This is a genomic window from Kitasatospora sp. NPDC051164 (genome assembly GCF_044455625.1).
GTDB lineage: Bacteria > Actinomycetota > Actinomycetes > Streptomycetales > Streptomycetaceae > Kitasatospora.
Window position 1 is genome coordinate 36,808 of record NZ_JBITFB010000010.1, and the last position, 17,258, is coordinate 54,065.

Annotated in this window: 18 protein-coding genes; 7 read left to right on the forward strand and 11 right to left on the reverse strand. The window is 72.9% G+C overall.

What is annotated here, in order from left to right:
* Positions 1 to 12: 12 nt before the first annotated feature.
* Entirely contained in the window at positions 13 to 1,086 is a 1,074-nt protein-coding gene (locus ACIBEC_RS16535; RefSeq protein WP_360507019.1) for a M14 family metallopeptidase, read from the forward strand.
* Positions 1,087 to 1,187: 101 nt separating this feature from the next.
* Here the strand turns inward: ACIBEC_RS16535 and ACIBEC_RS16540 are convergent, their stop codons facing one another.
* The 4 genes from ACIBEC_RS16540 to ACIBEC_RS16555 form a co-directional block, all read right to left on the reverse strand.
* Positions 1,188 to 2,567, reverse strand: a complete 1,380-nt coding sequence (locus ACIBEC_RS16540) for a hypothetical protein (protein WP_360507017.1) — start codon at positions 2,565 to 2,567, stop codon at positions 1,188 to 1,190.
* Between the two features lie 6 nt (positions 2,568 to 2,573).
* Positions 2,574 to 3,353, reverse strand: coding sequence for a hypothetical protein (locus tag ACIBEC_RS16545; protein ID WP_360507014.1), 780 nt, complete (start codon positions 3,351 to 3,353; stop codon positions 2,574 to 2,576).
* A 19-nt stretch (positions 3,354 to 3,372) separates the two neighbouring features.
* Positions 3,373 to 3,636, reverse strand: coding sequence for an ABC transporter permease (locus tag ACIBEC_RS16550; RefSeq protein ID WP_360507011.1), 264 nt, complete (start codon positions 3,634 to 3,636; stop codon positions 3,373 to 3,375).
* Positions 3,637 to 3,990: 354 nt separating this feature from the next.
* Entirely contained in the window at positions 3,991 to 4,617 is a 627-nt protein-coding gene (locus ACIBEC_RS16555) for a TetR/AcrR family transcriptional regulator (protein ID WP_360507008.1), read from the reverse strand.
* Positions 4,618 to 4,735: 118 nt separating this feature from the next.
* Here ACIBEC_RS16555 and ACIBEC_RS16560 point away from each other — a divergent pair, with 118 nt between their 5' ends.
* The 4 genes from ACIBEC_RS16560 to ACIBEC_RS16575 all read left to right on the forward strand — a co-directional run bounded on the left by ACIBEC_RS16560 (position 4,736) and on the right by ACIBEC_RS16575 (position 8,344).
* Positions 4,736 to 5,533, forward strand: coding sequence for an SDR family oxidoreductase (locus tag ACIBEC_RS16560; RefSeq protein WP_396287954.1), 798 nt, complete (start codon positions 4,736 to 4,738; stop codon positions 5,531 to 5,533).
* Positions 5,530 to 6,318: an SDR family oxidoreductase gene (locus ACIBEC_RS16565; protein WP_360507002.1), complete on the forward strand. Its 789-nt coding sequence runs from the start codon at positions 5,530 to 5,532 to the stop codon at positions 6,316 to 6,318. Before ACIBEC_RS16560 ends, ACIBEC_RS16565 begins: the two co-directional genes overlap by 4 nt.
* On the forward strand, positions 6,315 to 7,286 hold the full coding sequence (locus ACIBEC_RS16570; protein ID WP_360506999.1) for an NADPH:quinone oxidoreductase family protein: 972 nt from the start codon (positions 6,315 to 6,317) through the stop codon (positions 7,284 to 7,286). The genes ACIBEC_RS16565 and ACIBEC_RS16570 overlap by 4 nt, the downstream gene beginning before the upstream one ends.
* Before the next feature lie 80 nt (positions 7,287 to 7,366).
* Positions 7,367 to 8,344, forward strand: a complete 978-nt coding sequence (locus tag ACIBEC_RS16575) for an ADP-ribosylglycohydrolase family protein (RefSeq protein ID WP_360506996.1) — start codon at positions 7,367 to 7,369, stop codon at positions 8,342 to 8,344.
* A 187-nt stretch (positions 8,345 to 8,531) separates the two neighbouring features.
* Here ACIBEC_RS16575 and ACIBEC_RS16580 read toward each other — a convergent pair whose 3' ends face one another.
* Positions 8,532 to 9,353 carry an NAD(P)H-binding protein gene (locus tag ACIBEC_RS16580; protein ID WP_360506994.1) on the reverse strand — a complete coding sequence of 274 codons (822 nt, stop codon included), beginning with the start codon at positions 9,351 to 9,353 and terminating at the stop codon, positions 8,532 to 8,534.
* Positions 9,354 to 9,433: 80 nt separating this feature from the next.
* Here ACIBEC_RS16580 and ACIBEC_RS16585 point away from each other — a divergent pair, with 80 nt between their 5' ends.
* Positions 9,434 to 9,847 (forward strand): helix-turn-helix domain-containing protein, encoded by a 414-nt coding sequence (locus ACIBEC_RS16585; RefSeq protein ID WP_360506992.1) that lies wholly within the window; start codon positions 9,434 to 9,436, stop codon positions 9,845 to 9,847.
* A gap of 65 nt (positions 9,848 to 9,912) precedes the next feature.
* Here the strand turns inward: ACIBEC_RS16585 and ACIBEC_RS16590 are convergent, their stop codons facing one another.
* The 3 genes from ACIBEC_RS16590 to ACIBEC_RS16600 all read right to left on the reverse strand — a co-directional run bounded on the left by ACIBEC_RS16590 (position 9,913) and on the right by ACIBEC_RS16600 (position 12,120).
* Complete coding sequence (locus tag ACIBEC_RS16590) at positions 9,913 to 10,698, reverse strand: L,D-transpeptidase family protein (RefSeq protein ID WP_360506989.1); 786 nt, start codon at positions 10,696 to 10,698, stop codon at positions 9,913 to 9,915.
* Between the two features lie 65 nt (positions 10,699 to 10,763).
* A complete protein-coding gene (locus ACIBEC_RS16595) occupies positions 10,764 to 11,609 on the reverse strand; it encodes a hypothetical protein (RefSeq protein ID WP_360506987.1) in 846 nt (281 codons plus the stop codon).
* A complete protein-coding gene (locus tag ACIBEC_RS16600; RefSeq protein ID WP_360506984.1) occupies positions 11,596 to 12,120 on the reverse strand; it encodes a SigE family RNA polymerase sigma factor in 525 nt (174 codons plus the stop codon). The genes ACIBEC_RS16595 and ACIBEC_RS16600 overlap by 14 nt, the downstream gene beginning before the upstream one ends.
* Before the next feature lie 202 nt (positions 12,121 to 12,322).
* Here ACIBEC_RS16600 and ACIBEC_RS16605 point away from each other — a divergent pair, with 202 nt between their 5' ends.
* Positions 12,323 to 12,706, forward strand: coding sequence for a VOC family protein (locus ACIBEC_RS16605; RefSeq protein WP_360506981.1), 384 nt, complete (start codon positions 12,323 to 12,325; stop codon positions 12,704 to 12,706).
* A 105-nt stretch (positions 12,707 to 12,811) separates the two neighbouring features.
* Here ACIBEC_RS16605 and ACIBEC_RS16610 read toward each other — a convergent pair whose 3' ends face one another.
* The 3 genes from ACIBEC_RS16610 to ACIBEC_RS16620 all read right to left on the reverse strand — a co-directional run bounded on the left by ACIBEC_RS16610 (position 12,812) and on the right by ACIBEC_RS16620 (position 17,093).
* Complete coding sequence (locus ACIBEC_RS16610) at positions 12,812 to 13,255, reverse strand: hypothetical protein (protein WP_360506978.1); 444 nt, start codon at positions 13,253 to 13,255, stop codon at positions 12,812 to 12,814.
* 254 nt (positions 13,256 to 13,509) lie between these two features.
* Positions 13,510 to 15,408, reverse strand: coding sequence for a putative Ig domain-containing protein (locus tag ACIBEC_RS16615; protein ID WP_360506975.1), 1,899 nt, complete (start codon positions 15,406 to 15,408; stop codon positions 13,510 to 13,512).
* Positions 15,409 to 15,815: 407 nt separating this feature from the next.
* On the reverse strand, positions 15,816 to 17,093 hold the full coding sequence (locus ACIBEC_RS16620; protein WP_360506972.1) for an esterase: 1,278 nt from the start codon (positions 17,091 to 17,093) through the stop codon (positions 15,816 to 15,818).
* Positions 17,094 to 17,258: the final 165 nt, after the last annotated feature.

The following is a 17,258-nucleotide window of genomic DNA, read 5'->3' on the forward strand; positions in this document are numbered from 1 at the left end:
GGGAGGCCCGCCATGCCGTACCTGAACGTCACCGAGGTCGAATCCGCCGTGACCAGCCTGGCCACCGCCTACCCCGGGCTCACCCAGCTCATCACCCTGCCCGACCAAACCTACGAGAACCGCACCGCCCACGCCCTGAAGATCGGCGGCCCCGCCCCCTTCCCCAAGCCGTGCCTGATGATGATCGGCGGTGTCCACGCCCGCGAATGGGGCAGCTGCGAGATCCTCATCCACCTCGCCGCCGACCTGCTGGAGGCCCAGCGGGACGGCACCGGCCTCGGCTACGGCGACACCGCCTTCACCGCCGACCAGGTGCAGGCCCTGCTCCGGCGCCTCGACCTGGTGCTCTTCCCGCTGGTCAACCCCGACGGCCGGCACTACAGCCAGACCGTCAAGTCGATGTGGCGCAAGAACCGCAACCCGGCCAACGCCGGCATCAACCCGCGCCCGGCCTGCATCGGCGTCGACATCAACCGCAACTACGACTTCCTCTTCGACTTCGCCACCGCCTTCGACCCGAACGCCAACCCCCAGGTGTCGGCCGACCCCTGCGACCCGCAGGTCTACGCCGGCCCGACCGCGTTCTCCGAGCCGGAGACCCGCAACGTCCGCTGGCTGCTCGAGCAGTTCCCGCGGACCAGGTGGTTCGTCGACGTACACAGCTACTCGCAGGACATGCTCTACAACTGGGGCGACGACGACAACCAGTCGATCGACCCCGACATGAACTTCCGCAACTCCCAGTACGACCACAAGCGCGGACTGCCCGACGACGACGCGTACGCGGAGTACATCCCCAAGACCGACCTCGACAGCGCCGTGCTGCTCGCCGACGCGTTCTGCCATGGCGTCCAGGGCGTGCGCGGCCTGACGTACAAGGCGATCACCGGCTTCCACCTGTACCCGACCAGCGGGACCAGTGACGACTACGTCTACTCCCGCCACTTCGTCGAACCCGACCGGGGCAAGGTGCTCGGCTTCACCGTCGAGTGGGGCACCGAGTTCCACCCGCCATGGGCGGAGATGGAAAAGATCGTCCTCGACGTGGACGCCGGGCTGCTGCAGTTCTGCCTGGCCGCGACCTGAACGACCCCGAGCCGGACGACCCCCGACGACCCCAAGCCACAGTGCCCGACAGCAGGGCGCCCGCCACGACCGACCGTGGCGGGCGCCTTGGGTGTGCGTGCTCAGGCGGCCCGGTGGAAGAAGAACGGGTCGATGGACGGCGGGACGCGGGACACGCCGTCGAGGTTGAGCAGTTGGTGGGTGGTGAAGTTGGCGTTGCGCAGGTACGTCACGCCGACCGGGAAGTTGGCGAGGTCCGGCGTGTTGTTGCCGGCGAAGATTCCGTAGAAGTCCTTTCCGACCGTGACCATCCGGATGTAGTCACCGAGGTACGGCAGCTGAGCGCCCGCTGACGGGACGTCGCCGGGAGCCTGGTGCAGCACGTGGCTGTCCACGGTCTTGAAGCCGTCGTCGGTCAACTCCAGCACCGTCGACCACTGGTTGTGGGCCAGTTCCTGGTGGACCAGCCCGACCAGGCCGTCGGAGTTCACCGCCAACGACGGGTTCTTGCCGTTGATGATGTCCTTGCGCGGCGCGGTCCAGGTCTGTCCCCGGTCCGCCGAGTGGCGGACGTGCAGGACGTAGTCGGTGGGGGCGTTTCCGCCGACGTTGTCGCAGAAGGCGACCCACACGCTGTTGGAGTCGGTGGGATCGACCGCGATGGACAGGTCCGCGCCGGTGCGCTCCTGGCCCAGCGTCCGCAGTTGCGAGTTGAACCGGACCTTCCGGCCGGTGACCACCCGCTGGCCCATCTCGCCGTCGACCGAGTCCAGCAGGTCCTCGAACGGGTTCGGTCCGATACCACCCTTGTCGTCGCGGGTCACCACGACGTCGAAGGTGAAGATGTCCCCCGGGCTGGTGCCGGTCACGCTCTGGAACGCGATGTACACCGTGCCGTCCGGGTGCGCGGCGATCCGGACCGGCGGCCCGTCGAAGAGCGTGCCGGGGCGCCGGTCGAGCCGGACCGGCGCGAACCCGGCCGGGCGCGGCCCGGTACCCGCGTCGCTGGACACGTCCACCGTGGCGGACCCGGCCGGCTGGGAGGCGTCGTTGTTGCCGACGTACACCCGGTCGGTGCTGTGGTTGTTCACCGCGACGGTGGTGGCGACCACCCAGGGCTGGTCCTCGTCGGTCCGGTCGACGAGCACGGACATCGGGGTGGCCGCGGTGATTCTCGGCGCGCGCAGGATCTGCATGTCGCCGGTCACGCCGTTGAGGATGCCCGTGTAGAGCTTGCCGCCCTGCGAGCCGAAGCCGGCGCTGATGTCCCCGGTGCCGAGGTCCCCGTTGCCCGGGACGACGCTGTTCAGCACCCAGGTGTTCCCACCGTCGGCCGAGACGTAGACCGGGGCGAGCGGACCGCCCATCGGGTCGGGGGTGAAGGCGGTCGCGACCATCTCGTTCGGGTTCTCCGGGTTGACCGCGAGGCTGGGTTCACTGTCCAGGAGCCGGTCGCCGCTCAGCGCCTTGGGGGTGATGTTGACGACCTTGATGGTGGGCATGTCGGCTCACCTTCCTTCCCGCAGTACGGCGAGCTTCTGCGCCGGCTGGCGGTCGTCGCGGTCGAGCAGCCGGAACGGCGCCTCCGCGGCCAGTTCGCTGCCCTTCTCCGTCGCGTGCAGGAGCCACAGGGCCTCCTGCCCGGCTTCCGGCTTGGGCACCTCGCGCCAGCGGACGTCCACACTGCTCGGGTAGAGGACGGTGGTCCGCCCGGGGGAGAGCTCGCCGCGATGGACGATCGAGACGTCGAGGGCGGCACGCCACCAGTGCGGCGCGTGCTCGGAGTAGGCCTCCTTTCCGAGGTCCTCCAGCCCGACCACCCTGGCGACCACCACGGCGTCGGCCACGGCGGCGTGCGCGACGATGTCCTCGTTCCGGATCCTGCGCTGCACCGACGAGAACGGCATCTCGTCGGCGGTGGTCGCGGCGAGCGCGATGTGGGACTGGACGGCCGCTGCGGGCAGCCGGCCGATCTCGGTGACACCCAGGCCTTCGCCGTAGACCAGGCCCTGGGTGAAGAACGCGGCCGTGTCACCGACCTTGAGCAGATCGGCGTCGGGCGCCAGTTGGACGGTGACCTCGCTGCCCGCGAGCTGCCTGAAGGCGTCGGGCGCGTGCAGCACCTCGTCCACCTTCACCACCGCCGTCCGTTCGTTGCGGTCCTCGACCGGAACGGCCGCCAGGGACGTACCGCCGACCCTGGTCACGGTGCCGCGGAAACTGAGCGGGGCCTGCCGGACGAGTGCGGTCAGCTGGTCGTGCTCGGCAGTCGATGTTGCGTCAGTCATGACGATCTCCCTCCCCCCCTCATCGCGCGGCGCGGACCGAGGAAGGGTGCGCCCGGCGCCACTCGATCCGCGCGCCGAGCAGGCAGGCGGCGGTGACGGCGGCCGCTAGCGCGACCACGAGCCACTCCGCCGCGCCGCTGCCGGCGTCCGGGTCGATGCCGAGGAGCGTCTCGATCCACTGCGGCCACACCAGGGCGAGCAGGAACAACAGTCCGGACAGCCCGCCGAGGGCCGTCTCCAGCCAGAAGCGGGGCCGGACCGGATTCGATTGTCGGAAGGGCATCACTGCGCCTCCCCTTCTCCAACCGCCCGGGCCGCGCCGCGACGCAGTGCGCGCCGTTCCCGTGCCGCCGCACCGTGGCGGCGGCACGGGCCGGCCGGGCCGGCCCGGGTCGGGGGTCGCTCCCCTCGGCGCCGCCGGTCGGGGGCGCGGTCGCCGTGGGAGATGGGTTGCTTCGATCCGCAGTGTCGGGCTGCGGTGGGAGTGCGTCGGGGAGGGCTCGCGGTGTGACGCTGCGTGCCACTCCCGGCGCTGTACGCCTACGAGGCACACGTACTTCGTATACGAGTCTGCGCGCCGCGCCCGGCCAGGTCAAGGGCGGGGCGGGGTCGGGCAGTCGGCGGACGGGGGCTCGGCTCAGATCCGGGCGCCGAGCATCCGCAGCACCAACTCACCGTAGCGGCGGCCGAGTTCCTCGGGCGTCTCGGTCGAGCGGTCGGTGTACCAGCGGGAGACGTCGATGCCCAGTGAGGTGACCGCGCGGGCCGCCGTCCGCACCTCCGAGACCTGGAACTCGCCGGCCGCCGCGCCCGCCTCGATCAGTGCGCTGACCTCGCGCTCGATGTCCAGCCGCAGTGCGGCGACCACCGCGTAGGCGTCCTCGGGCAGCGCGTGCAGCTCGTAGTTGACCACGCGGCCGACCGTCCGGGCCCGGGCGTGCCAGGCGGTGAACTGCTCGACCAGTCGCCGCATCCGCACCGCCGGGCCGCCCTCGCCGACCACCGCGTCCCGGACCAGGGCCAGCGTGGCGGCGTGCCCGGCCTGGCTGATCTCGGCCAGCAGCGCGGCCTTCGACTGGTAGTGGATGTACAGCGCGGCCGGGCTCATCCCGGCGGAGGTGGCGATGTCCCGGGTGGTGGTGGCGTGGAAGCCGCGCTCCGCGAACGACTCGACGGCCGCCTGGAGCAGCCGGTACGCCGCTTCGGGGCGGGTATCGGCGCCGGGCAGGGTCGGCCAGAGGTCGGCCATCGGGGTGCTGGTCATGGCGTCATCCTCCCAGAGAACCCACACGGGGACTCGCACAAACTTTCCCACCGGCCGGTCGGCGGGCTGTTGACAGGCTCCCGCACCGACACCATGCTGAGCAAGCGCTTAGTCAGCGATGGTAAGCCGGATCCTCGCGCGAAAGGCAGGACGCTCCGTGGTGCACTCCTTCAAGGGCCGGGTGGCCGTCGTCACCGGATCGAGCCGGGGCATCGGCCTCGGCATCGCGCGCGAACTGGTCGACCGCGGCGCCAAGGTCTGCCTCACCGCCCGCAACCCCGAGCCGCTGGCCGGGGCCGTCCAGGACCTGGGCGGCCCGGAGAACGCCATCGCCGTCGCGGGCAAGGCCGACGACCCGGCCCACCAGGAGGAGGCGATCGCCCGCACCCTGGAGGCCTTCGGCCGACTCGACCACCTGGTCAACAACACCGGCATCAACCCGGTCTACGGGCCGGTCCTGGACACCGACGAGGACGCCGCCGCCAAGATCATCGCCGTCAACGTGCTCGGCCCGCTGGCCTGGACGCGCCGCGCACACGCCGCGTGGATGGGCGAGCACGGCGGCTCGATCGTCAACGTCGCCTCGATCGCCGGCATCCGCGCCTCCGCCGGGATCGGCATGTACGGCGTCAGCAAGGCCGCGCTGATCCGGCTCACCATCGAACTCGGCGCCGAGCTGGGCCCGCAGGGCATCCGGGTCAACGCCGTCGCACCCGCCGTGGTCAAGACCAGGTTCGCCGAGGCGTTGTACGAGGGCCGCGAGCAGCAGGTCGCCGCCGCCTACCCGCTCGGCCGGCTCGGCGTCCCCGAGGACGTCGCGGGCGCGGTCGCCTTCCTGCTCTCCCCGGACGCCGGCTGGATCACCGGCCAGACCCTGGTCGTCGACGGCGGGGTCACGCTCGGCGGCGGACTGTGACGGCCGGGGCGTTCCACGACCAGGGCGTCGTGGTCACCGGCGCCGGGCGGGGCATCGGCGCCGCGCTGGCCCGGGCCTTCGCCGCAGCCGGGGCCCGGGTGGTGGTCAACGACCTCGACGCCGAGGCCGCCCATGCCGTCGCCGAGGACTGCGGCGGCACCGCCCTGCCCGGGGACGCCGCCTCCGCCACCGGCCTCGCCACGCTCGTGGACCGGGCCCGCGCGGCCCTCGGCGAGATCGACGTGTGGTGCGCCAACGCGGGCGTCGCCCCCGTCGGCGGGGCCGACGCGCCGGCCGCCGCCTGGGCCAGCGCCTGGGAGGTCAACGTGCTCGCCCACGTCCGGGCCGCCGAACTGCTGCTCCCCCGCTGGCTGGAACGCGGCGAGGGCCGCTTCCTGTCCACCGTCTCCGCCGCCGGGCTGCTCACCATGCTCGGCTCGGCCCCGTACGCCGTCACCAAGCACGGCGCGCTCGCCTTCGCCGAGTGGCTCTCCGCGACCTACCGCCACCGGGGCGTACGGGTGCACGCGCTCTGCCCGCAGGGCGTGCGCACCGACATGCTCGCCTCCACCGGAGCGGTCGGCGAGGCCCTGCTCGCGCCGACCGCGCTGGACCCCGAGGATGTCGCCGAGGCGGCCCTGGCCGGGCTGCTCGAGGACCGCTTCCTGATCCTGCCGCACCCCGACGTCGCCGAGTACTACCGGGTCCGGGCCACCGAACCGGACCGCTGGATCGCCGGGATGAACCGGCTCCAGCAGGGACTGGAGAGGAGTGAGGCACTGTGAGGGCCTGGCAGGTGGGAGAGCTCGGTGAGCCGGCCGCGGTGCTGCGGCTCGTCGAGGACGTGCCGCGACCGGTGCCGGGCCCGGGGCAGCTGCTGGTCCGGGTGCGGGCCGCCGCCGTCAACTTCCCGGACGCGCTGATGGTGCGCGGGCAGTACCAGGTGCGCCCGCCGCTGCCGTTCACGCCCGGAGTGGAGCTGTGCGGCGAGGTCGCGGACGGGCCGAGGCAGGGCGAACGGCTGATCGGCAACCCGGTGCTGCCGCACGGCGCCTTCGCCGAGTACGCGCTGCTGGACGCCGCGGCCGCCTTCCCGGCACCCGAGGCGCTGGACGACGCCGAAGCCTCGGCACTGCACATCGGCTACCAGACCGCGTGGTTCGCGCTGCACCGCCGGGCCCGGCTGCGCTCCGGCGAGACGCTGCTGGTGCACGCGGCGGCCGGCGGCGTCGGCAGCGCGGCCGTCCAGCTCGGCCGGGCCGCCGGGGCCAGGGTGATCGCGGTGGTCGGCGGGCCGTCGAAAGCGGAGGCCGCGCGGGCGCTCGGCGCCGACCTGGTCGTGGACCGGAAGGCCGAGGACTTCGTCACCGCCGTCAAGGAGGCCACCGGCGGGCGCGGCGCCGACGTGGTCTTCGACCCGGTCGGCGGCGACGCCTACACCGGCTCCACCCGGTGCGTCGCCTTCGAGGGCCGGATCGTGGTGGTCGGCTTCGCCGCCGGGCAGATCCCGGCGCCGGCGCTCAACCACGCGCTGGTGAAGAACTACGCGATCCTCGGCCTGCACTGGGGCCTCTACAACACCCACCACCCGCGCGCCGTCCGCGCCGCGCACGACGAGCTCACCAAGCTCGCCGAGCAGGGCACGGTCCGCCCCCTGGTGAGCGCCCGGGTGCCGCTGGCCGGGGCCGCGGACGCCGTCCAGCGGGTCGCCGACGGGCTGAGCACAGGCCGGATCGCCGTCCTGGGCGACTGACCCCGGCCCGCGCGGGCGGAACCGGCTGCCCGGCCGGTAATCCGGCTGCGCGGGCACCACGGCCCTGCCAGGATGCCGGGATGACATCCTTTTCCGCCGCTCGCGACTCATTGGAGGGCCTGGCCCTCGGGGACGGATTCGGGGAGCGCTGGTTCCCCCTCTTCCGGTCGCCCCAGGAGGCGTTCGAGCAGATCCGGGCCCGGCGCACGCCGGAGGAAGGGCCCTGGCACTGGACCGACGACACCGCGATGGCACTGTCGGTGTACGGGATCCTGACCGCCTTCGACGCGGTCCACCAGGAGCGGCTCGCCCAGGCCTTCGGGGCCTCCTACCGGGCGGACTCGGGCCGCGGCTACGGGCACGGCATGCACCTGCTGCTGCCCAAGCTGGCCGAGGCGCCCGGGAGTTGGCGCACCGAGGCGCGGGAGCTGTTCGACGGCCAGGGCAGCCTCGGCAACGGCGCGGCGATGCGGGTGGCCCCGCTGGGCGCCTGGTTCCACGACGACCTGGACGAAGCGGCGGAGCAGGCGGCGCTGTCCGCCGAGGTCACCCACGCGCACCCGGAGGGCGTCGCCGGGGCGGTGGCCGTCGCCCTGGCGGCAGCCCTCGCCGCGCGCGGCCGCTCCGGGCCCTCGCCCGCCCCCGCCGGCTCCCCCGCACCCGCTCCCGCCCTCGCCCTCGCCGGCGCCGAACTGCTCACCGAGGTCGCCGAGCGCACACCGGCCGGCGAGGTCCGCGACGGGCTGCACCGGGCCGCCGGGCTGTCCGCCGGCACCGAGCCGTGGCGGGCGGCCGACCTGCTGGGCAACGGGCAGCAGATCCGGGCGGGCGACACCGTCCCCTTCGCGCTGTGGTCCGCCGCGCACCACCTGGACAGCCTGACCGACGCCCTGTGGACCACCGCCGAGGGCCTGGGCGACGTGGACACCACCTGCGCCATCACCGGCGGTGTGGTCGCCGCCCGCACAGGCCTCGCCGACGTACCGCAGGAGTGGCTGGCCTGCCGCGAACCGCTTCCCGACTGGGTCGCCAAGGCCGAGGCGGAGGCCACTGTCTGACGCTCCATCGGGCCGGAGTCCGGTCCTGGGCCCAGTCGGCCGGGACCGGGCTCCGGCCTGATGCCGCACACCTCGCGCCTCGCTTCTCGCTTCTCGCTTCTCGTTTCTCGCTTCTCGACGGCGATCCGGAACCGACGGCGACCCGGGACCGGCGGTGTGACGACAGACCGTGACCGCCCGAGCGGCCTCATCGCCCGGCGACGATGACCTCCAGGGCCGGGCGGGGCGGGCGGCCGAGCAGGGTCGCGAGGTCGCCCGGCCCGCCCGGCCCGGCCAGGAAGCCGTGGGCGATCGCCGAGTAGGTGGCCACCACCATCGGCACCTGGAAGTCCAGCGCGTCCGAGGCCGCCACCGCCGTACGGGCCTCGGCCAGTCGGCCCGGCCGGTACTCGGCGCCGAGCGCCTCGGCCACCTCCGCACCGCCCAGCGCCCGCTCCCCCACCAGCTCGTACCTCCGGCCGGTGTGCTCCTCCGGCGCCAGAGCCACGTTCACCGCCGCTTCGGCGAGGTCGGCGCGGGCCACGGCCGCCAGCTTCCCGTCCCCGAGCGGCGCGGTGATCACCCCGTCCGGGCCCGGTGCGGCGACCGCGGCCAGCAACTCCGCGTACAGCCCGTTGCGCAGCACCGTCCAGCGCAGGGATGCCGACTCGCGCAGCCGCCGCTCGGTCCAGCGGTGGGCGAGGGCGAACGGCAGGTGGTCGCCGTCGCCCGACAGGCTGGTGTAGACCACCTGCTCGACGCCCGCCTGCTCCGCCGCCTCGATCGCCGCGCCGTGCCGCGCGATCACCACATCGTCCTCGGCGGCACCGGCCGAGATCAGCAACAGGGTCCGTACCCCGGCGAAGGCCTCGGCCAAGGTGTCCGGGCGGTCGAAGTCCACCAGCCGGGCGGGTGTGCCGCCCGGCACCTTCTCGGGAGTGCGGGAGCCGGCCACGACCCCTTCCCGTCCGGCGAGGCGCTCCAGCACGAGGGCGCCCAGGCCTCCGTTGACACCGGTGACGAGCAGCATGGGTTCCTCCAGGGGTGATCGGCGGTCGGCGACGTGACCATCCTCGATAGCCTGGGCGTTCGGCATAAGGAGGCACTTTCATGTCAGCAGGGCACAGCGCGGTAACCACCCCCCGCCCGGTGGTCTGGTGCGAGGACGGCGTGGACTGCGGGATCCGCGACCTGCTGGACCGTCTGGGCGACAAGTGGTCGGTCCTCACCGTCGTCGAACTCGCCCAGGGCGTACGGCGGTTCCGTGAGCTTCAGCGCGCGCTGCCGGGGATCTCGCAGCGCATGCTGACCCTGACGGTGCGCCGCCTGGAGCGGGACGGCCTGGTGTCACGGACCGTCCACCCGACTGTCCCGCCGCAGGTGGAGTACGAGCTGACGCCGCTCGGCCACAGCCTGACCCACCTGGTCCGGGCGATGGCGGACTGGTCCTACGGCCACCACGACGCGATCGTCGCCTCCCGTCGCGACTGGGACGAGGCCAATCCGGGCTCGGAGATCCGGTAGGACCTGCGCCGGGGCTCGCCCCTCGCGCCACGGCGCCGCTCGGCGGGGCCGCTCGGCGGGGCCGGTCAGAGGGCCAGGGCCCGGGCGTCGCCCATCACCACCACCGGGTGCAGCGCGGGGTCGAGGGCGAGGAGCAGTTCGCGCATGCGGTCGGCGGTCAGGCCGATGCAGCCGTGGGTGGGCCCGCCGTGGTCGACGTGCAGCCAGATGCCGCCGCCGTACCCCCCGCCGCGCGGGCGGCGCCGGTCGAGCGGGGAGGAGCCGGGTACCCGGTTGTAGTCGATGGCCACCACGTAGTCGAAGGCCCCCTCGAGTGGCTCGCCCGCGAATCCGGTGCCGGAGATGCTGAAGGCGTCGGAGCGGTCGTAGGGGAGCCGGGTACCCGGGTCGGGGAGGCGGCCACCGGCGTCGCCGAGGGTGAACACGCCGATCGGCGAGCGCAGGTCGCCCTCCCGATGGTCCGAGGTCCAGCCGTCCCGGGCGTTGCGGGTGGGCCAGGACGGGCCGGCCAGCCAGCCCGCACCGTCGTCGCGGTAGAGGACGGCGCGGCCGGTCGTGGCGTCGGGGCCGTCCCCGGTGACGACCAGCGCCTGCCTGCTCCCGGCGGGTACGGCTGCCAGCAACCGGGGCCCGACCCCGGGGAGTTGGCGCGGCAGCTCGGGAGGCGCGGGTCGGGCGGCCTGGGCCGCCGCAGGCGCTGGCGGTACGGGCTGCGCGGGCGCCGTGGGCGGTACGGCTGCGGGGGCGTCGGGGACGGCGGCGGCCGGTGGCACGGGCGGTCCGGCGGTGCCGGGCGCGCAGCTCACCAGGAGCAGCGCCAGCCCGGCCAGGGCGCGACGGGGTAGGGACATGGCGGTTCAGCCTTCGGGAAAGGGACTTCAGGAGAAGTACGTCAGGGGTGGAAGGAGGGGGCGGATCAGCCGCGGGGGGCCTTCGCCGGCGTGCTGTCGTTCCCGGCGGTCCGGATCGAGTCGAGCACCTGCCGCACCTGCTCGAGCGTCGGGTCGGACGGCTCGCGGAGGCACGCCGTCAGCTCGATCAGCGCGGGTACGCCGTTCCGGACGATGATGCGATGGCCCACGAGCTCCCGGGTGCCGCCGTTCATCACGCAGAACGCGTCGGGCGTCCCTTCGGTGAGGGTGGCCGGGCCGCCGGGGGTCTGCTGGATCCGGCCCTGGTCGTCGACCAGTTGGAGGGTGACGTCGGCACCGCCGGCGGCGAGCGGCCCGAGGGGGACGCAGAGGCCGCCGTTCGGCGGGCAGGACGACTTCCCGTCGAGTGGTTGGGTGGCCAGGAAGCCGATGCCCTCGCGGGGGTCACTGGTGATGCCGTTGCGGGCGTGCCAGCCGTTCGGCACCTCGACGACCGTGTCCGGGAGGGCCGGGAAGCGGATGGCTATCCCCGGGGGTGCGACCGGGGGTGTGACCGCGCCGGACGGCTCCCCCGACGGTGTGGACGAGGCCGAGGTCACGGCGGACGGCGTCCCCGCCGGCCCCGCGACCACCCCGCGCTCCGGCGCCGGCGCGACGGCGGGTGCGGCCGCGAGCGCCGCGGCGATCAGCCCGCCGGTCAGTCCGGCGCCGAGGCCGACGGCCCGCCGCCGGCGTCGGGTGTGGGCGGCGCGGGCACGGATCCGGTCCATGCGGTCCTCGGGTGCGGCCAGGTGCGGTGCGGCCTGCTGGAGCAGGAACCGCAGCTCCTGCTCCTCCTCGTCGCGGGCGGGCCCGTGGCCGTCCGGGTCCAGCAGGTCAGATCCGCTCACGGGGTCCTCCGTCCAGCAGCAGTTCCCGGGAAGGCAGCCGGCCGCGCAGGGCGGCCAGCGCGTGGTGCGTCCGGCTTTTGACCGTGCCGGTGCTGCAGCGCAGCACCTCGGCGGTCTCCTCCACGCTGAGGTCCTCGAAGAAGCGCAGCACGACCACGGCCCGCTGACGTGGCGCCAGCGCCCGGACGGCCTGGGCGACGACCTGCCCCAGCACCACGTCCTCGTACGGGTCCGCGCCCACCGACGGCCGGTCCGGCAGTTCGCCGTGCGGCAGTTCCCCGGTCCAGCGGCGGCGCCACCAGGAGACGTGGCAGTTGACCAGGACCTTCCGCAGGTACGCCTCGGGCCGGTCGATGGCGATCCGGTCCCACTTGGGCCAGACCTTGGCGAGTGCGGTCTGCAGCAGGTCCTCGGCCTGGTGCCGGTCTCCGGTCAGCAGCCAGGCCACGCGCAGCAGTTTCGGGCCGCAGGCGGCGACGAACTCCTCGAAGTCCGGTGTCGCGTCCCTCATCGTGCTGTCCCCGCCATGGTGTCCGCGCCGTTCCCGTCAGCTGTGGCGGCCTGGTCGGCCGCGTCCGTCGTGTCATCCTCACGGCTGCTGAACGCGATGGGCGACGCACCGGGTTGCCTGCTGAGCGAAAGAATTTTACGGCGGGGCGGAACGAGCAGGAACCCGGTGGCATCCGGGGTGGAAATCGGGAAGGCTCACCCGCATGGTCTCAGTACTGCAGAACGTGGCGATCGACTGTGCGGATGCCTACGAGCTGGCCCGCTTCTGGAGCAGGGTGACCGGCCGGCCGCTGCATCCGGAGGACGAACCGGGTGTTCCGGAGGCTCAGGTGATGCTGGCGGACGGCCCGGTCCTGTACTTCAACCAGGTGCCCGAGGCCAAGACGGTCAAGAACCGGATCCATCTGTGCCTGCGCCCGGAGACCTCGCGTGAGCAGGAGGTGGAGCGGCTGCTGGGCCTCGGCGCCACCTTCGTCAGCGATCACCGGAATCCCGATGGCTCCGGTTGGGCGATCCTCGCCGATCCCGAAGGCAACGAATTCTGCGTTCTGCGCAGCGCGTCCGACCGGGCCGCCACGACGTCCTGACGTCGCCGGGGCCGTGCTGACGTTGCCGGGCCGTCCGACGTTTCCGCGACCGTCCTGGCCGGCCCGGCTGTCCCGGCCGGCCTGCGGGCGGGTCCTCCCCGGACCTCAGCCGGTGACCTCGACCGTGACGTCGTAGGCGCGCTGCTCGGGCGGGCAGTTGAGGGCCTCGCCGCAGCTGGTGCGGGTGGCGGTGAGGTGGGCGCTGCCGGGGGCGTGGGCGGCGAAGGAGGCCGTGACGGTGCCGCAGCCGCCGCCGGGGCGGCAGGAGGGGGACGGGGCGGTGGTCGGGGTGCCGTTCGGGGTGACGACGTCGGGGGCGGAGCTGGTGGCGGCGGACCAGTAGGTGTTGTGGAGCGCGAGCGTGATGGTCGTGCCGACGGCGACCTTCACGGTGGTGTGGTCGGCGTGCTCGTCCACCGTGACGGTCGCCGGGCTCGGGGTGGTCGCGGCGGGGGCGGTCGCCGAGGGGCTCGTCCCGGTGGAGGCGCAGCCGGCCAGGGTGAGCAGGGCGGCGGCCAGGGCCATGGTGGCGGGTCTTCTCAGGTTCACGGTGGTTCCTTCTGCCGGTGTGCGAGCGGTACCGATGGGTGAGCGGTGCCGACGGTGTCGATTCGACGCACCGGGGGCCTGATCGGATCCCCGATTCCCGATTCCCGATCCCCGATTCCCGATTCCGGATCCCGACCCCGGATCCCGGTTCCCTCCGAACAGACGGACGGACAGACAGGCGGACAGACGGACAGACGGAAAACGGCACCGGGGCGGGCGCTGGGCCCACCCCGGTGCGTTCGGCTCGGTGATCGTCAGGAGACGGTCACGTCGTCGTAGTAGGTGTAGGTCGGGTCACCCGCGTAGTTGTCGTCGTGGTTGCTCAGGGTGAGCGTGTAGGAGTGGCCCGGGGTGACGGTGGCCGTCTTGTTGGTCCAGCTGCCGGTGGTGGTGCAGGTCTTGGCGAGGACCGTGGTGGTCGTGCCGGTGGTGTTGTCCTTCAGCGTGGCGGTGGCCCAGTCGTAGGTGACCGTGTCATTGCAGGTGTTGCTGTACCAGAAGGACAGCTTGCTGGAGCCGGTCGGCGCGGTGAAGGTCTGGGCGAGCGAGGAGTCACCGGTCGGGTTGGCGGAGCCGACCATGGCGCCGTAGCTGCCGCTGTGGGCGGCGCCGGTGGTGGCGGAGGTGGTGCCGGCGGCGGTCCAGCCGGTCAGGTTGCCGGTCTCGAAGGTGCCGTTGGCGACGGGGTTGCCGCCGCCACCGCTGGTGGACTCGGTCCAGCCGAAGCTGGTGCTGCCGGTGGCGCCGGTGGTGTCGGTGGCGGTGACCGTGACGCTGGAGGTGCCGGCGGCGGTCGGGGTGCCGGAGATCAGGCCGGTCGAGGAGTTGATCGACAGGCCGGCCGGCAGGCCGGTGGCCGAGTAGGTCAGGGTCTGGCCGGAGGCCGAGTCACTGGCGTTGATCTGCAGGCTGGCCGCGGTGCCGACGGTGCCGGTCTGGCTGCCCGGGTTGGTGACAGTGACCGTGTTGCCGTGCGTCAGGATGGCGTGCGAGATCGCGCAGGAGTTGGTGTCGTTGGACCAGCTGGCCTGCTCGGCGTAGCTGCCGAAGGAGCCGAAGGAGATGTTGGCGGCGCCGCCGGTGCTGCCGGGCTGGATCCAGGCGCACTCGTCGGAGTTCTCCTGGCCGTTGTAGCTGCTGCCGGAGACGTGGTTGGTCCAGCCGCCGGCCGGGTTCTGGTCGGACATCATCTCGTGCCACTCGTGGCCAAGGGTCATCGTCCAGCCGTCCAGCGTACCGGGCGAGTTGACGAAGCCGACGCCGCAGTTGGCGCCCGCGTCGATGTTGTACGGCTGGTTGGAGAACGCGATGTCGCCGTAGGGCGAGTTCGCCGCACCGCCGGTGAGGGTGGTGTCGCCGTTCCAGTCGTGCCAGGCGCAGTACCCGGTGCTGGGGTTCTGGTAGTCGTCCGGGTTGGTGCCGTGCGGCGACAGGACGATGTAGTAGGCGTCCCGGTTGGCCGCGGCGGTGGTGTTGCCGAAGTGGCCGGCGGCCTTGACCGCTTCCTGGGCGAGCTGGTTGCCGGTGGCCTGGCTCGGCGAGGCGGCCGCGTTGTCGTACCAGACGCCGGACAGCACGCCGCCGCTCTGGTACGGGATGAAGTTGGCGTTGGACGGGCAGCTGACGGCGCCGGTGGCGACGTTGGGGCCGTCGCACCACTGGGTCAGGTCGGCCGACCAGGTCTCGCCGTTGGTGCCGATGCCCTTGAACATCTGCTGGGTGGCACCGGCCGCGCCGGCCGAGTCGTTGGTGAACTTCGCGTTGCCGTTGGCGTCGGTGCTCTGGGTGCCCCACTGGGTGCCGTAGAAGATCAGGTAGACCTTCGAGTGCCCGCTCTGCACGCCGATGCCGTCGACGCCGCCGCCGTAGGACAGCGTCTGCTGACCGGTGGCCGCGGCCTGGTTGTGGGCGTCCAGCCACTTCTTGTAGTTCTCGTGCTGGGACATGCCCGGCACCGCACCGTGCCGGTACGGGTGGCCGTTCTGCGGGCTCCAGGGGTTGAACTCGTTGCCGGTGCTGCCCTGCGAGCTGGAGATGTCCTGCGCGGAGGCCGGGCCGGCCGCGCCGGCCAGGCCGGCGGCGGCGAGCGCGAGCGACGCTATTCCGGTGAGCGCCGCGTACTTCGCGCGTCCGATTCTGGGGGAGTGACCCATGGGTGAGGGTGCCTCTCTTCTGCCGATCGCCCTGCGGCTAGGGGGGAGGCCGCGAACGATCCCTTGTGGGGAAGGGAGCAACGGCGAATTCCGCCGGGAGTCGACTCCGTTCGGGCTCTTTCACCCACCGGGAATTGACTGTCCGTCGACTCGGCGCCGTCTGCTGGGCAGAAGGAAAGCAGTACTGATGAACACTGGTCAACGGCGAAGAGTAAGGACTGATTAAGAAACGCGTCCATGCAGGTAAAGGCGCAGATGGCCGGGGTGGGATGAACGCGGATCAACGCGCGTAGCTCATTCACTGAATGTGGATCGGAATACTGTTCCGCATTCGGCGGATCACCACTTTCCGGCGACTCCGACGATCGGTGAATCAGCGTCAGAAAATCCCGCCGCCGGCCGGTGCACTAACCCTCGTACGCCATCTCCGGGAAGCGCGGCGAAGGGCCCTCCAGCAGGTGGTCGTCGTGGTCGCGCAGCCAGCGGTCGAAGAAGGAGGCCACGTACGAGCGGGTGGCGAGTTCGGCGCGGCCCGGGCGGATGTCGCCGACGTCCGAGCGCAGCTGCTCCTTGGTCAGCGCGCCCTGCCGGGCGAGCTGCGGCAGCAGGGACTGGGCATCGGTGTACGAGCCGTGGCGGGAGCCGGTGAGGGTGAGGTCGGCGTGCCAGCCGGTGCTGTGCTGCCACAGGGCGTTCCAGCCGGGCTGCTTGCGGTAGTCCCCGGAGTCGTCACTGCCGGTGCCCATCAGCAGGAAGGGCCGGTCCAGGCCGTCCTCGGCGACGCTGGGCAGGAACACGCCGGTGTGGCCGTCCGGGCCGGGGAAGTGCAGTTGGCCGTCGAGGTTGATCCCGGCGGCGATCCGCGGGTCGTCGTGCATGCTCTGGAGGGCGGTGAAGCCGCCCGCCGAGTGGCCGACCATGCCGATCCGGTCGAGGTCGAGCGACCCGGCCAGACCGGCCGGCAGGCCCTTCCGGGCGCCCAGCCCGGCCAGCTCGTCCAGGACGAAGCGGGTGTCGTCCACGCGGGTGGCGAGGGCCTTGCGCAGCACGGCGCCGATGTCCAGATCCGGCCGGCCGAGCATGCCGGGCAGCACGGAGGAGGCCAACTCTCCGCCGGGGAAGGCGACTTCGGAGGCCTCGTAGGTGTGGTCGACGGTGACCACGACGTAGCCGCGCGAGGCGAGGTCCTCGACGAGCGCGGTCCCCCAGGTGCGCGGGTCGCCGAGGCCCGGCGAGTACAGCACCACGGGGCGACGGCCGCCGGGCAGCGCCGGGGCGTCCTCCCGGGCGTGGGTGCGGATGCCCGACCAGTCGGTGCGGTCCGGCGCAGTGCCGTAGTTGACCCGGGCGAGGCCCTCGGCACCGCCGAAGTGCGCCCCGGCGGCGGGCTCCATGTACGGGGCGCGGTCGGCGGGGCCGGCCGGGCGGGACGTCGGGTACCAGAGGCTGATCATCAGCTCGCGTCGGTGCCCGGGCTGCCAGGGGTCCTCGCGGCCGGCGTCGGTCAGGTGCAGCGAGGTCGTCCCGATCGGGTACGGCCCGGTGGGCTCCGGCAGCCATGCCCGCGCCTGCTGCCCGGCGCTCCCGCCCTCCCCCGCTGCCACCGCCGCGGGCGCGCCGACCGTGCCCAGCACCGCCGTCGCCGCCAGCAGAACCGCCGCCAAGGCCCGTCCCCCACTGCCCATGATGTGTCTCCTCGTGCCGATCGATCGAACACGCAGGACACTACGGGCGGAGACGGGCCTCCGCCGTCATACCAGGGAGCCAACCAGCCCCTGAATACCCGGGTATGACACCCCTAAGGGCTACCTCCGGTGCCGCGTCGGTTCCCCTGACGGCAGGTCAGTCCA